Origin of the sequence: Azospirillum picis (assembly GCF_017876115.1) — a bacterium.
GTDB lineage: Bacteria > Pseudomonadota > Alphaproteobacteria > Azospirillales > Azospirillaceae > Azospirillum > Azospirillum picis.
The window spans coordinates 23974-38428 of the sequence record NZ_JAGINO010000019.1; the positions used below are offsets into that span (position 1 = coordinate 23974).

The 14455-nt window shown below is 69.6% G+C and carries 13 protein-coding genes; 6 read left to right on the forward strand and 7 right to left on the reverse strand.

Annotation, left to right across the window (positions count from 1 at the left end; translation table 11 throughout):
- Positions 1 to 46: 46 nt before the first annotated feature.
- The 7 genes from J2850_RS22295 to J2850_RS22325 all read right to left on the reverse strand — a co-directional run bounded on the left by J2850_RS22295 (position 47) and on the right by J2850_RS22325 (position 8022).
- Complete coding sequence (locus tag J2850_RS22295) at positions 47 to 1504, reverse strand: FAD-binding oxidoreductase (protein WP_209986516.1); 1458 nt, start codon at positions 1502 to 1504, stop codon at positions 47 to 49.
- A 330-nt stretch (positions 1505 to 1834) separates the two neighbouring features.
- Positions 1835 to 2029, reverse strand: a complete 195-nt coding sequence (locus J2850_RS22300) for a hypothetical protein (protein WP_209986518.1) — start codon at positions 2027 to 2029, stop codon at positions 1835 to 1837.
- A gap of 38 nt (positions 2030 to 2067) precedes the next feature.
- Complete coding sequence (locus J2850_RS22305; protein ID WP_209986521.1) at positions 2068 to 3261, reverse strand: ROK family transcriptional regulator; 1194 nt, start codon at positions 3259 to 3261, stop codon at positions 2068 to 2070.
- A gap of 152 nt (positions 3262 to 3413) precedes the next feature.
- The gene (locus J2850_RS22310; RefSeq protein WP_209986524.1) at positions 3414 to 4175 is read right to left on the reverse strand and encodes a DeoR/GlpR family DNA-binding transcription regulator; all 762 of its coding nucleotides are present in this window, start codon (positions 4173 to 4175) and stop codon (positions 3414 to 3416) included.
- A gap of 1 nt (position 4176) precedes the next feature.
- The gene (locus tag J2850_RS22315) at positions 4177 to 5874 is read right to left on the reverse strand and encodes an ABC transporter permease subunit (protein ID WP_209986526.1); all 1698 of its coding nucleotides are present in this window, start codon (positions 5872 to 5874) and stop codon (positions 4177 to 4179) included.
- Complete coding sequence (locus J2850_RS22320) at positions 5871 to 6878, reverse strand: ABC transporter ATP-binding protein (RefSeq protein ID WP_209986529.1); 1008 nt, start codon at positions 6876 to 6878, stop codon at positions 5871 to 5873. The genes J2850_RS22315 and J2850_RS22320 overlap by 4 nt, the downstream gene beginning before the upstream one ends.
- A gap of 94 nt (positions 6879 to 6972) precedes the next feature.
- The gene (locus J2850_RS22325; RefSeq protein WP_209986531.1) at positions 6973 to 8022 is read right to left on the reverse strand and encodes an ABC transporter substrate-binding protein; all 1050 of its coding nucleotides are present in this window, start codon (positions 8020 to 8022) and stop codon (positions 6973 to 6975) included.
- A 152-nt stretch (positions 8023 to 8174) separates the two neighbouring features.
- On the opposite strand from J2850_RS22325, the gene hisN reads away from it, so the two are divergent.
- The 6 genes from hisN (at position 8175) to J2850_RS22355 (ending at position 14384) form a co-directional block, all read left to right on the forward strand.
- Positions 8175 to 8978, forward strand: a complete 804-nt coding sequence (gene hisN, locus J2850_RS22330; protein WP_209986533.1) for a histidinol-phosphatase — start codon at positions 8175 to 8177, stop codon at positions 8976 to 8978.
- Positions 8979 to 9402: 424 nt separating this feature from the next.
- Positions 9403 to 10713 carry an ABC transporter substrate-binding protein gene (locus tag J2850_RS22335; RefSeq protein WP_209986535.1) on the forward strand — a complete coding sequence of 437 codons (1311 nt, stop codon included), beginning with the start codon at positions 9403 to 9405 and terminating at the stop codon, positions 10711 to 10713.
- Positions 10714 to 10852: 139 nt separating this feature from the next.
- Positions 10853 to 11725, forward strand: a complete 873-nt coding sequence (locus tag J2850_RS22340) for a carbohydrate ABC transporter permease (protein WP_209986537.1) — start codon at positions 10853 to 10855, stop codon at positions 11723 to 11725.
- Between the two features lie 3 nt (positions 11726 to 11728).
- On the forward strand, positions 11729 to 12559 hold the full coding sequence (locus tag J2850_RS22345) for a carbohydrate ABC transporter permease (RefSeq protein WP_209986539.1): 831 nt from the start codon (positions 11729 to 11731) through the stop codon (positions 12557 to 12559).
- 11 nt (positions 12560 to 12570) lie between these two features.
- Positions 12571 to 13599 (forward strand): ABC transporter ATP-binding protein, encoded by a 1029-nt coding sequence (locus J2850_RS22350; protein ID WP_209986541.1) that lies wholly within the window; start codon positions 12571 to 12573, stop codon positions 13597 to 13599.
- An 11-nt stretch (positions 13600 to 13610) separates the two neighbouring features.
- Positions 13611 to 14384 carry an L-iditol 2-dehydrogenase gene (locus J2850_RS22355; protein ID WP_209986542.1) on the forward strand — a complete coding sequence of 258 codons (774 nt, stop codon included), beginning with the start codon at positions 13611 to 13613 and terminating at the stop codon, positions 14382 to 14384.
- Positions 14385 to 14455: the final 71 nt, after the last annotated feature.

A 14455-nucleotide genomic window follows, 5' to 3' on the forward strand; every position in this document is an offset into this window, starting at 1 on the left:
TCTTGGATGGATCTGGGTGGCGGGTGGGGTCGGGAAGCGGAGAGGCTCAGCCGGGCGGCAGCAGCCGGCCGGGATTGAAGATGCCCTGCGGGTCGAGCGCCTGCTTGACCGCGCGCATCAGCGCCAGTTCGGCCGCCGGCTTGTAGCGTTCCATCTCGGCGAGTTGGACGCGGCCGACGCCGTGCTCGGCGCTGAAGGTGCCCTTCAGGCGGGCGGCCTCGTCGTTGACGGCGTGGCGCAGCGCCGCGGCGAGCGCGTCGCGGCCGCCGCCCTCGCCATTGCCATTGCCTGCGCCGCCTTTTCCGGCCGCCGCCCAGGCGTCGAAGGTGAAGAAGGGGATGAAGTGGACGTTGCCGTCGCCGAGATGGGCGACGACGATCACCGGCAGGTCGGGCACCAGCGCATGCACCGCCGCGGTCGCCCCCCGGATGAAGGCGGGGACCGCCGACAGCGGCACCGCGCAGTCGGTGGTCAGGCCGACGCCGGCCTTCTTGTTGGCCTCCGACACGCTGTGGCGCACCTCCCACATGGCGTGGCGCTGCGCCTCGCTGGCGGCCAGCGCCGCGTCGCTCAGCAGGCCGTCGGCGAAGGCGTCCTCCAGGATCGCCTGCAGCTCGGCGTCGAGCGCATCGCCGGAGCCGTTGTCCGACAGCTCGATCAGCACATGCCACTCGGCCTCGCTCTCGATCGGGCTGCGGCGGCCGGGGACATGGTCGACCACCAGGTCGAGCTGCAGGCGGTTGATCATCTCGAAGGCGGACAGCCGGGCGGCGCTGCGTCCCTGCACCCGCGTCAGCAGGGTCAGCGCGTCTTCCGGCGACGCCATCCCGACCCAGGCCACCGCATGGCGCGTCGGCAGCGGATGCAGCTTCAAGGTCGCCGCGGTGATGATGCCGAGCGTGCCTTCCGACCCGATGAACAGGTGCTTCAGGTCGTAGCCGGTGTTGTTCTTGCGCAGGCCGTAGAGGCCAGACCAGATGGTGCCGTCGGCCAGCACCACCTCGAGCCCCAGCACGTTCTCGCGCGTGTTGCCGTAGCGCAGGACCGAGGTGCCGCCGGCGTTGGTGGCGATGGTGCCGCCGATCTGGCAGGAGCCCTCGGCACCCAGGCTGACCGGATAGAGCCGCCCGGCCGCCGCCGCCGCGTCCTGCACGGTGGCGAGCACGCAGCCGGCCTCGACCTCCATGGTGTTGTTCACGGGATCGATGGCGCGGACCGCGCGCATGCGCGTCAGGCTGAGGATCACCGGGGCGGGGCCGCTCTCCGACGGGACGGCGCCGCCGCACAGGCTGGTGTTGCCGCCCTGCGGCAGCACCGGGACGCCGTGTCTGGCGCAGCAGCGCACCACGGCGGCGACCTGCTCGGCGGTGGCGGGGCGTGCCAGGCAGAGCGCCGGGCCACGGTAGCGCCCGCGCCAGTCCTCGGTGACGGCTTCCAGGTCGGAGGGGGCGGTCAGGACGGCGTCGGCACCGATCAGGCCCGCCAGTTCAGCGATCACGTCCACGCGCGACCTCCTTAATCTTGTCCGGGATATAATCGAAATGCGATTACATCAACTGAAATATGATAACTCGGGTTTCGTACTCCAACAATCCACTTTTTGCATAGACAGCGAATTTTCGGCGGCCGGAGCGTTGGCCAGCCCATGGTCCCGTCCGGAGGTCTGCCGCGACGTCGACGGGCTCCGCCGGCCCGCCTTCCGCCGCTGTGGCCTTGAGAGAAGGTGGCCGGGCGCGCCGCTCCAGCCGGTGACCGGATCACCCTGCCATAGGGGAAAATAGCCCCTGGAGGAGGCTATGACGGGTAGGGTCATGAAGCATGGTGTGTGGGACGATCAATGACAGATCGAAAGCTGATCGGCGGCTCGTGTCCGGTTCTGGCCGATGCCCTTGAGCGGCTGGATGTTCGCAGCGGCCGGTGCTGTCGTGAACGCCTGGTGCAACGGATGAGGAATGCCGATCCGTCGCTTCCGCGGCACACCGGCGCCTTGCCGGAAGCCCGCGGCAAGGGCATCGCGATCGTGTCCCATTTCGAGAATACCCGGTCCGGTTCGCCCGGCCTCCGGCGCTACACCAGGTCCCTGGCCATGCCCGGGCGGACCAGCAGGTCGGTGTCGGGCGAGAAGCGCGCCTTCAGCGGCAGCATCGCCGCGCCGAGCACGCGGGCCATCGGCCCGATCGACCCGGCGGTGACGAGGGCGGGCTTCAGGCCGGACCGGTTGAAGCGCTCCAGCGCCGCGGACAGCCGTTGCGTGAAGCGGTCGCGCCAGGCCGGCGGCAGGAAGCCGTCCACCACCACCTCCTGGAAGTCGATGATGCTCAGCGCGGAGACGACGGCGCGCGACAGCTCCACGGCGGCGGTGTCGGCCCAGGCGTCGAAGATCGCGTTGGCGGTGCTGCCGGACCCGTCGGTGAGGGCGGCCGACGGATCGACGCCGCCGGCCTCCAGGGCGCGTTCCAGCAGGAAGATGGAGGCGCTGTGGATCAGTTGGCCAGGCGGCGCATCCGGCCCGGTCGGCCCGGTAGGCATGGACCCGATGGCACCGGCATTGCCCTGTTCGCCGCGGTAGAGCCGGCCGTCGATCACCACGCCGCCGCCGATGAAGGTGCCGAGGTAGATGTAGAGCGCACTGCGGCTGACGATGGCGTGCCCGGCGATCATCTCCGCCGCGCAGGCGGCCGCGGCGTCGTTGTAGAGCGTCACCGGCAGGCCGGTCGCCCGCCCCAGCGCCCCGGCGACGTCGGCCTCGCGCCAGCCGTCCAGCGCCCCCGCCGCCAGCCCCAGCTCGGTCGACCAGGCATGGATCTCGTCGGGCATGGCGACGCCGAGGCCGACGACGCGGTCGCGGGCCGCCGGAGGCAGGTGGCCGAGCAGGCCGGTGGCCTGGGCGATCGCGGTGGCGATCGTCCGTTCCGGCAGCGGCGCGTCGTAGCGCACCCGGCTCGCCCCCAGCTCCTCGCCCAGCAGGTTGACCAGGATCGCCTCCAGGCTGCGCCGGCCGATCTTCACGCCCAGCGCATAGGCGCCGTCCGGGTTGGGGGCGATCGGGGTCGAGGGCTGCCCGACCTGTCCGCGCACCTTGTCCAGCTTGACGAGCAGCCCGTCTTCCAGCAGGCGGTTGACGATCACCGAGGCGGCCTGGCCGCTGAGCCCGGTTTCGCGCGCGATCTCGGCCTTGGACAGCATGCCGGTCTGGAGCAGGGCATTCATGACCAGCCGTTCATTGTAGGCGCGCAGTCCGGTGGTGTCGCCGCCCCGCATGCTATCGTCGCCTCCCGGCTTCACGAATTCGGATGGGAGTCCGTCTATAGCAGACCGTTAGTAACAAAATCAAAATGATTTAGTTAACGGCGCTGCAACCGGGAGTGTGTCTGGTCCAGTTGCCGGCCTCGGTGCGTGGTGGCCGGCGGCGATCAGCCGAACACCACGCAGGGGACGGCCGAGGCGAGGGCGGGGAAGGCCGCCGCCTCCTGCGACCGGGCGTCGGTCACGATGGTGTCGATGCGGCCGGGGGGGCAGAAGCTGATGCGGCTGGTGTGGCCGATCTTGCTGTGGTCGGCCAGGATCACCACGCGATCGGCGTTGTCGACCATGGCGCGGGCGACCTCCGCCTCGCGCGGGTCGAAGCTGGTGGCGCCGTAGCGCGGGTCGAGGGCCGCCGGCGACAGCAGCGCCACGTCGGCGCGGTAGCGGTGGATCTCGGCCACGGTTCCCTCGCCGAAGGTGGCGGGGATGCCCTCGTCGACCCGGCCGCCCAGCAGGGTCGCCGTACCGCGCTTCCCTTGCGCGATGGTCTGCGCCACGTCGAAGGAGTTGGTGACGATCGTCAGGCCCGGCAGGCTGGCCAACTCCTCGGCCAGGGCGGAGACGGTGCTGCCGAAGTCGAGGAACAGCGTCTGCCCGGCGGTGACGAGGCGGGCCGCCGCCTTGGCGATGGCCCGCTTCTCCTTCAGGCGGACCTGCGAGCGCACCGCGATCGGCGGCTCCGGCTCCGGCGCCACGGCGACCACGCCGCCGTGCACCCGGCGCAGCTCGCCGCGCGCCTCGAGTTCGACGAAGTCGCGGCGGACCGTCTCGCGCGACACGCCGAGGTCGCTGGCCACCCGCTCGGTGGTGGCCCGCTGCATCGACGCCAGAAGGGCGCGGATGCGCTGGTGGCGTTCCTCCTGCAGCATCTCAGGACACCGTGCGGCGCGTCGCCAGCGTCACCGCCCCCCGCATCGCCAGCGCCGCCGCCGCGACGACCGCCATGATGCAGGTGGAGAAGGCGGCGGCCTGCGAGACGAAGCCGGCCTCGTCCAGGCGCATCACCGAGACCGCCCCCAGGGTCACCGACGGCGTCACCAGGAAGATGACCGCCGACAGCGTCACCATCGAGCGCATGAACAGGAAGAAGAAGACCGACAGCAGGGTCGGCACCATCACCGGCACCACCACGTCGCCCAGCACGCGCACCGCGCCGCCGCCGAGGCAGGTCGCCGCCTCTTCGAGGGCCGGTGGCACGGCGCGCATCCCGGTGACCATCGTGAGGAAGCCCTGCGTGTGGTAGTGGTAGAAGTTGCACAGCGCCAGCAGCAGCGCCGACCCATACAGCACGTGCAGCGGCGATCCCGCAAGGTTGAAGGCGAAGATGTAGGACAGGCCGAGCACCAGCCCCGGCACGCCGACCGGCAGGACCGCCAGCAGATACACCGTCTTCGCCACCGCCGCCGGCAGGCGCCGCAGGCCGAAGGCCAGCGCGAACAGCAGCGCCGTGCCGATGCCGGCCGCCGCGACCGAGACGCCGAGCGAGGTCCACAGCGGCTCGTAGCCGCCGCTGAGGGTGATTGCGTAGTGCTTGGTGGTGAGGTCCAGCCGGTAGGGCCACAGCCGGACGAAGCTGGCGAAGACCACCGTCGCCACCACTGCGACGATCGACAGGGCGAGCGCCATGGTGGCGAGGAACAGCGGCACGTCGCGCGCCGGCACATGGTCGGGAACCGGCGGCAGCGCGCTTTCCGACCCGGTGCCGAACTGCCGCTGCGCCGCCACCCGCTCGATGTAGACCGCGACCCCGGTCGGCAACAGCAGCAGGATGCCGACCGCCGCGCCGATGCCGAACTTCATCTGGCCGGTGACCTGGTTGTAGATCTCGGTGGCCAGCACGGTGAAGTCGCCGCCGATGGTGACCGCGTTGCCGAAATCGGTGATCGTCACCGTGAAGACCACGAAGCCGGCGCTGAGCAGGCCGAACTTCACGTTGGGCAGAGTGATGCCGGTGAACTGCTGCCAGCGGGTCGCCCCCATCACCTCCGCCGCGTCGTAGTAGCGGGCGTCGGAGTGGCGGAGTGCGGCCTGGATGATCAGCACCGCCTGCGGCAGCGCGTAGAGCACGTTGGCGATCAGCAGCCCGGAAAAGCCGTAGATGTTGATGCGGGTGCCCAGCAGGTTGCTGACCAGCCCGTTGCGGCCGAGCAGGAAGATCAGCCCGAGCCCGAGCACCAGGGACGGCGCCAGCAGCGGCAGCGACAGCGCCGCCGACACGAAGCGCTTGCCCGGCATCCGCGTGCGCTGCACGGCATAGGCGACCATGAAGCCCAGCACCAGGCAGACCGCCGTGGTCGCCAGCCCCACCGCCAGGCTGTTGGTCACCGCGCGCAGGATGCCGGGGGTGCGGAACAGCGCCAGATAGTTGCCGGGGCCGACGCCGCCGGCCTCCTCGACCAGGCTGCGCCAGACGATGGTGGCGAGCGGGAACAGGAAGAACAGGAGCAGGGCCGCGACCGGCACCAGCACGCAGGCGCCGTAGAGCAGCCGCTCGTCGGCGCTGCTGCGGGCGCGCCGTGCCGGGCTGCGGTTCAGCGGGATGGCGGAGGGCGTGGCCGGCATGGTCATGCGCGCACCCAGGCGCAGGCGTCCGCCGCGACCGACACGTCCACCGCCTCGCCCGGCGCCACGCCGGGGTCCTGGTGGGTCTCCGCCAGCAGCTCCCGCCCGCGCCAGGCGAGGCGCAGGCGCCGGATGTTGCCGAGGAAGGTCAGGTCGATCACCCGCCCCTCGGCGCCCGGCGCCGGTGTGACCGACACGCGTTCCGGCCGGACGCAGGCGTCGAAGGCCGCCTCGGCGCCGTCGGGCCGGGAGGGCATGAGATGCGGCATGGCCTCGCGCACCCAGCCGGTCGGCAGCAGGTTGCTGCTGCCCATGAAGTCGGCGACGAAGCGGGTGCGGGGGCGCAGGTAGAGATCCTGCGGCGTGCCGACCTGCTCGATCAGCCCGTGGTTCATGCAGACGACCTTGTCGGCGAGCACCAGCGCCTCCTCCTGGTCGTGCGTGACCATGATGGTCGGGATGCCCAGGCGGCGCTGCACGTCGCGGATCTCCGTGCGCAGGTCGGCGCGCACGCGGGCGTCGAGCGCCGACAGCGGCTCGTCCAGCAGGATCAGCGACGGATCGACCGCCAGCGCGCGGGCCAGCGCCACGCGCTGCTGCTGGCCGCCCGACAGTTGCCAGGGATGGCGGTCGGCGACCTGCGGCAGCTTGATCAGGTCCAGCAGCTCGGCGACGCGGGCGGCGATCCGCTCCCTGGGAGCGTGGCGGATTTTCATGCCATAGCCGATGTTCTCCGCCACCGTCATGTTGGGGAAGAGCGAATAGGACTGGAAGACGATGCCGAAGCCGCGGTCGCGCGCCGGCACGCCGCCGAGGTCGCGGCCGCCCATCAGCAACTCGCCGCTGTCGTAGGGCAGCAGGCCGGCCACGATGCGCAGCAGGGTCGTCTTGCCGCAGCCGCTCGGCCCGAGCAGGCAGACGAACTCGCCGTCCCCCACGGTCAGGTTGATGCGGTCGAGGGCGACGAAGCCGTTGAAGGTCTTCAGGAGGTTTCGGATCTGCAAATCCATGGCAAGGGCCCCACTGCAACGGAACGGGAAAGGGCGCGGGCGGCACCCCGAGGCCGGGGCCGCCCCAGGGCCGCCCGCGTCTGTCGTCGCCGCGTCAGCGGCCGATGCTGCCCTGCCAGGTCTGGAGGATGGCGTCGCGCTCCTTGGCGGACTTCGCGAAATCCATCGGATAGAGCACCGTCTGCAGGTCGGCCGGCAGCCCGGCCTCCCGCGCCGCCTTGGAGACTGGCGTGTCCGGGATGGTCACGATCTCCTTGTACTTGGTGTAGAGGGCCGCGGCCTTGGGCGACAGCGTCCAGTCGAGGAAGCGCTTGGCGTCCTCCTTGTTCTTGGACGACTTCATCAGCGCCGAAGCTTCCAGCTCGTAGCCGGCGCCGTCGGTCGGGATGACCATCTTGATCGGGAAGCCCTCCTCCACCGACTTGATCGCGGCGAAGGCCAGTGAGGTGCCGATCGCGTATTCGCCCGAGCGCGCCGACTTGCAGGGCTTGGAGCCGGACTTGATGTACTGCGCGACGTTGCCGTCCAGCGTCTTCAGGAACTGCCAGCCCGTCTCGTTGCCCTGGCCCTGCAGGATGGCGGCGATCTGGAGATAGCCGGTACCCGACGACACCGGGTTGGGCATGACCAGCTCGCCCTTGTAGGCCGGGTTGGCCAGATCCTTCCACGAGGTCGGCACCGGCAGGTTCTTGGCCTTCAGCAGCTCGGTGTTGACGCAGAAGGCGGCCATGTAGCCGGTGGCGGCGAACCAACTGCCGTCGGCGCCCTTGTAGGCGGCCGGCAGGGCCGCCGACCCCTTGGCGGCATAGGGCTCGACCAGCGCCATCACCCGCGGATCCAGCATGTTGGTGACCGCCCAGCCCCAGATCACGTCGTGCTGCGGGTTGGATGCCTCGGCCAGCATGCGGGCGCCGAGGTCGCCGGTCGACAGGCGCAGCACCTTCAGGTCGATGTCCGGCAGGTCCGCCTTGGCCGCCGCGACATAGTCGGCGATCTCGTCCTCCTCCAGCGCGGTGTAGACGGTCAGCGTTCCCGCCCGGGCCGTGCCGGCCTGCGTCATGGCGGTGCAGGCCATCAGGATCGCGCCGGCTGCCCAAGCCTTCCCGCGCGCCTTTTCCCAGGCCCTTCCATAGAACTGAAGCATCCCAGAAAACCCCCTCGTTCTTGATCGCATGCGCCCGGCGAAACGCCGCCGGTCGTGTATTTGAGTGGATGTTTGCAGTTTTGTGCTTTTGTGTCTACCATGATTGCACAGATGTCGTGCATTTGCGCATCAGCACAAAAATAAGGCAAATCATGAGCCGACACCCCACCGACACGCTTGCCCTGGCCGATTTCGCGGAGGTTCTGGCGGACGAGGCGCGGCCGCTGTCGCTTCGCTGGTTCCGCACCCCGGTGGCGATCGACATCAAGTCCGACGACAGCCCGGTGACCATCGCCGACCGCGAGGTGGAGGCCGCGCTGCGCCGGCACATCGCCGGGCAGTTCCCCGACCACGGCATCCTGGGCGAGGAGCATGGGCGCGACCGGCTGGACGCCGAGTTCGTCTGGGTGATCGATCCCATCGACGGCACGCGCAGCTTCATCACCGGCTGGCCGATCTACGGCACCCTGCTGGCGGTGCTGCACGAGGGAGCGCCGCTGGTGGGCGTGATCGACATGCCGGCGCTGGGCGAGCGCTGGATCGGGCGCGCCGGCCTTCCGACGCTGTTCAACGGGCAGCCGTGCCGGACGCGCGATTGCCGCCGGCTCGCCGACGCGGTGGTCTACACCACCTCGCCCGACGCCTTCGACGCCGAGGGGCTGAGGATCTTCGACTCCGTCAGCCGGCAGGCGCGCAGCCGCCGTTTCGGCGGCGACTGCTACATCTACGGCCTGGTCGCCTCGGGGCATGTCGACCTGGTGATCGAGGCCGGGCTGCAGCCCTACGACTACCTGGCGATGGCGCCGGTGATCGATGGGGCGGGCGGGGTGATCACGGACTGGCAGGGCAGGGCGCTCACCACCGGTTCGGACGGCCGCGTGGTGGCCGCCGCCACCGCCGACCTCCATGCCGAGGCCATCGCCGCCATCGGCGCGGCGGGTGCCCTGGCGCTCTGATGGGCGCGCGGCGCTGACTTTCCCCCTCCTAGCCTCCCCCGCTTCGCGGGAGAGGGACTGCCGCCGCTCTGCTGATCGGTTCACGCCGACAAGCATCCTGCCCCCTCTCCCGCGAAGCGGGGGAGGGATGGGGAGGGGGTAAAATCAGCGCCCGGCCGCCATGCGCCCTCATTGGAGCAGCGTCCGGGACTCCCCCCTCACATCCGGCAGACGGCAGTACCCCCAACCAATACCAAAATCAGTGTGATTTATATATTGACGGCTCCTGCGGCTGCGCGCACTATCCTGTTCGTGTCACCCACAAACAAACGCGCGATGCCGCTGGAGCCGTGGGGACGGAACCAATGGCCGGCAGGGCGGCGCCCGGTGCCGGACGGCTGCGTCCGCAAGGCGGCGGCCGAAAAGGAATTTCGGGAGGAACAGCATGAAGTGCGCGCTATCCCTGATCGGCGCGGCGGTGGCCGCCTTCCTCGGCACCTCCGCGCAGGCCGAAACGCTGTCGATCGCCACGGTCAACAACGGCGACATGATCCGCATGCAGAAGCTGGCGGACCATTTCACCAAGGCCCACCCCGACATCACGCTGAACTGGGTGACGCTGGAAGAGAACGTGCTGCGCCAGCGCGTCACCACCGACATCGCCACCAAGGGCGGCCAGTACGACATCCTGACCATCGGCACCTATGAGGTCCCGATCTGGAGCAAGCAGAACTGGCTGATGCCGCTCGACAAGCTCGGCGCCAACTATGACGCCGACGACCTGCTGCCCTCCATCCGCAACGGCCTGACCAGCGACGGCAAGCTGTACGCCGCGCCCTTCTACGGCGAAAGCTCGATGGTCATGTACCGCAAGGACCTGTTCGAGAAGGCCGGCCTGACCATGCCGGAGGCCCCGACCTGGGCCTTCATCGGCGACGCCGCCCGCAAGCTCACCGACAAGGAACAGGAAGTCTACGGCATCTGCCTGCGCGGCAAGGCGGGCTGGGGCGAGAACATGGCCTTCCTCAGCGCCATGGCCAACTCCTTCGGGGCGCGCTGGTTCGACATGAGCTGGAAGCCGCAGTTCAACACCGACCCCTGGAAGAAGACGCTGACCACCTATCTCGGCCTGATGAAGGACGCCGGCCCGCGCGGCGCCTCGTCGAACGGCTTCAACGAGAACCTCGCCCTGTTCCAGACCGGCAAGTGCGCCATGTGGATCGACGCGACGGTGGCGGCCTCCTTCGTCTCCAACCCGGCGCAGAGCAAGGTCGCCGACAAGGTCGGCTACGCGCTGGCACCCGACAACGGGCTCGGCAAGCGCTCCAACTGGCTGTGGGCCTGGAACCTCGCCATCCCCGCCAGCAGCAAGAAGGCCGACGCGGCGCAGAGCTTCATCGCCTGGGCGACCTCCAAGGAGTACATCGACCTCGTCGCCAAGGAGGAGGGATGGTCCAACGTCCCGCCCGGCACCCGCAGCTCGCTCTACGCCAATCCCGAATACCGCAAGGCGGCTCCCTTCGCCGACCTCACGCTGAAGTCGATCCAGGCGGCCGATCCCCTGCATCCGACGGTGCAGGAGGTGCCCTATACCGGCGTCCAGTTCGTGGCGATCCCCGAATTCCAGGGCATCGGCACCGCGGTCGGGCAGGCGTTCTCCGCGGCGCTGGCCGGCCAGATGACCGCCGACCAGGCCCTGCAGAGCGCGCAGGCGCTCGCCACCCGCGAGATGACCAAGGCCGGCTACATCAAGTAGCCGGTTCCCCCGCGGTTATTTCCGCGGTCGTCCCCGCAGTCATCTCCGCAGTCATCTCCGCTGCCGGCGGTGCCGGCGGCGCGCGCCCCGCCCGCGCCCCTGTGCCGCCGCCCGCAATGCCGCCCCGAGGGTCGAGCCAATGGCCACCGCCCATTCCCGCGCCGCCGCGCGCCTGACGATGTCACCGGCCGTCCTGCTGCTGCTCTGCTGGATGCTGATCCCGCTGGTGATGACGCTCTACTTCTCGTTCCTGCGCTACAACCTGCTGATGCCGGGGACCGAGGAGTGGATCGGCGTCCTGAACTACCAGTATTTCCTGACCGATCCCGCCTTCTTCGCAGCGCTCGCCAACACGCTGGCGCTGGTCGGCGGCGTGCTGGTGCTGACCATCGCCGGCGGCATCGGGCTCGCCCTGCTGCTCGACCAGCCCTTCTGGGGGCAGGGGATCGTCCGGCTGCTGGTCATCGCCCCCTTCTTCGTCATGCCCACCGTCTCGGCGCTGGTGTGGAAGAACATGCTGATGAACCCGGTGAACGGCCTGTTCGCCGCCATCGCCAAGGGGCTGGGCCTCCAGCCCTTCGACTTCCTGGCCGAGGCGCCGCTGTCCTCGATCATCCTGATCGTCACCTGGCAGTGGCTGCCCTTCGCCACGCTGATCCTGCTGACCGCCCTGCAGTCGCTGGACCGCGAGCGGCTGGAGGCGGCGGAGATGGACGGCGCCGGGGCGCTTGACCGCTTCATCCACATCATCCTGCCGCATCTGGCCAGGGCGATGACGGTGGTGACGCTGATCCAGACCATCTTCCTGCTGTCGGTCTTCGCCGAGATCCTGGTGACGACCAACGGCGGCCCCGGCACCGCCACCACCAACATCACCTATCTCGTCTACGCCCAGTCGCTGCTGCAGTTCGACGTCGGCGGCGGCTCCGCCGGCGGCATCGTCGCGGTGGTCCTCGCCAACATCGTCGCCGTCTTCCTCATGAGGATGATCGGCCGCAACCTGGACATCTGAGCCATGGCGCGCGCCGCAACCAACCGCCGCAAGCTGGGCCTGACCCTGCTCGCCTGGTCGATCGGGATCGTGATCTTCTTTCCGATCCTGTGGACCGCCCTCACCAGCTTCAAGACCGAGGCGGAGGCGGTGGCCTCGCCGCCTTCCTTCCTCGCCTTCCACTGGACGCTGGAGAACTACACCGAGGTGCAGCAGCGCTCGGACTATTTCCTGCACTTCATGAACTCGGTGATCGTCTCGCTCGGTTCGACGCTGGCCGGCCTGCTGGTCGCCGTCCCCGCCGCCTGGTCGATGGCCTTCGTGCCGGGCCGCCGCACCCGCGACGTGCTGATGTGGATGCTGTCGACCAAGATGCTGCCGCCGGTCGGCGTGCTGATCCCGATCTACCTGCTGTTCCGCGACACCGGGCTTCTCGACACCCGCGTCGGGCTGGTCATCGTGCTGACGCTGATCAACCTGCCGATCATCGTCTGGATGCTGTTCACCTATTTCCGCGAAATTCCCGGCGAGATCCTGGAAGCGGCACGGATGGACGGCGCCGGGCTGAAGGCGGAGATCCTCTACGTGCTGCTGCCGATGGCGGTGCCCGGCATCGCCTCGACCCTGCTGCTCAACGTCATCCTGGCCTGGAACGAGGCGTTCTGGACGCTGAACCTGTCCGCTTCCCAGGCGGCGCCGCTGACCGCCTTCATCGCCAGCTACTCCAGCCCGGAGGGGCTGTTCTACGCGAAACTGTCGGCCGCCTCGACCATGGCGGTCGCGCCGATCCTGGTTCTCGGCTGGTTCAGCCAGAAGCAGCTCGTGCGCGGCCTGACCTTCGGCGCCGTGAAGTAGGGAGACCTCCCATGGGTGAAATCGTCCTCAAGCAGATCACCAAGAGCTTCGGCGACATCTCCGTCATCCCGCCGCTCGACCTGACCATCGCCAACGGCGAGTTCGTGGTGTTCGTCGGCCCGTCGGGCTGCGGCAAGTCCACGCTCCTGCGCCTGATCGCCGGGCTGGAGGACGTGTCGTCCGGCACCATCCGCATCGACGGCAAGGACGCCACGGCGCTGCCGCCGGCCCAGCGCGGGCTGGCCATGGTGTTCCAGTCCTACGCGCTCTACCCGCACATGACCGTGCGCAACAACATCGCCTTCCCGCTGAAGATGGCGCGGCTCGACAAGGCGGCGGTCGACCGCAAGGTCGAGGCGGCGGCGGCGGTGCTGAACCTCACCGGCTATCTCGACCGACGGCCGGGCCAGCTCTCCGGCGGCCAGCGCCAGCGCGTCGCCATCGGCCGCGCCATCGTGCGCGAGCCGACCGCCTTCCTGTTCGACGAGCCGCTGTCCAACCTCGACGCGGCGCTGCGCGTCAACATGCGGCTGGAGATCTCCGAGCTGCACGCCAGCCTCGGCACGACGATGATCTACGTCACCCACGACCAGGTGGAGGCCATGACCATGGCCGACAAGATCGTGGTGCTGAACGCCGGCCGCATCGAGCAGGTCGGCTCGCCGATCGAACTGTACAGCCGGCCGCGCAACCGCTTCGTCGCCGGCTTCATCGGCTCGCCGCGCATGAACTTCATCGAGGGCGAGGCCGCGCGCGGCGACGGCGCCGACACGATCGGCATCCGCCCCGAGCATCTCGTGCTCTCCACCGATGGCGGCCGCTGGAGCGGCACGGTCAGCGTCTCCGAACATCTGGGATCGGACACCTTCGTCTATGTCCAGGTCGACGGGATCGGCACGCTGGTCGCGCGGGCCGGCGGCGAATTCCCGGTGCGCCACGGCGACCGCGTGTGGCTGACGCCACAGGCCGAGAAGCTGCACCGCTTCGACGCCGCGGGGAACGCCCTGTCCTCCCTGGCTTCCGGCAAGAAAGTGGCATGAAGGATCCCGCCATGAAGCGTCTCGACGGCAAGTCGGCCATGATCACCGGTGCCGCGCGCGGCATCGGCCGCGCCTTCGCCGCGGCCTATGCCGGTGAGGGTGCCACCGTCGCCATCGCCGACATCAACCTCGCGGCGGCCGAGCGGGCCGCGGCGGAGATCGGTCCCGGCGCCTATGCGGTGGCGCTCGACGTCACCGACCAGGGCTCCATCGACGCCGCGGTCGCGCGGGTGGTCGAACGGGCGGGCGGCATCGACATCCTCGTCAACAACGCCGCCCTCTTCGACCTGGCGCCCATCGTCGAGATCACCCGCGACAGCTACGACCGGCTGTTCGCCATCAACGTCGCCGGCACGCTGTTCACGCTCCAGGCGGCGGCCAGACAGATGATCGCGCAGGGGCGCGGCGGCAAGATCATCAACATGGCCTCCCAGGCCGGCCGCCGCGGCGAGGCGCTGGTCGCCGTCTATTGCGCGACCAAGGCGGCGGTGATCAGCCTGACCCAGTCGGCCGGGCTGGACCTGATCCGCCACGGCATCAACGTCAACGCCATCGCCCCCGGCGTGGTCGACGGCGAGCATTGGGACGGCGTCGACGCCCTCTTCGCCACGCATGAGGGGCTCCGGCCCGGCGAGAAGAAGCGGATGGTCGGCGAGGCGGTTCCCTACGGCCGCATGGGCCGGGCGGAGGACCTGACCGGCATGGCCGTCTTCCTGGCCAGCGCCGAGGCCGACTACATCGTCGCCCAGACCTACAACGTCGACGGCGGCAACTGGATGAGCTGAGCCTCTCCCGCTTCCCGCCCTCCGCCCGCCCTCCGGCCCGACTTCCGGCCCGGCCTCTGCAGGACACCGCC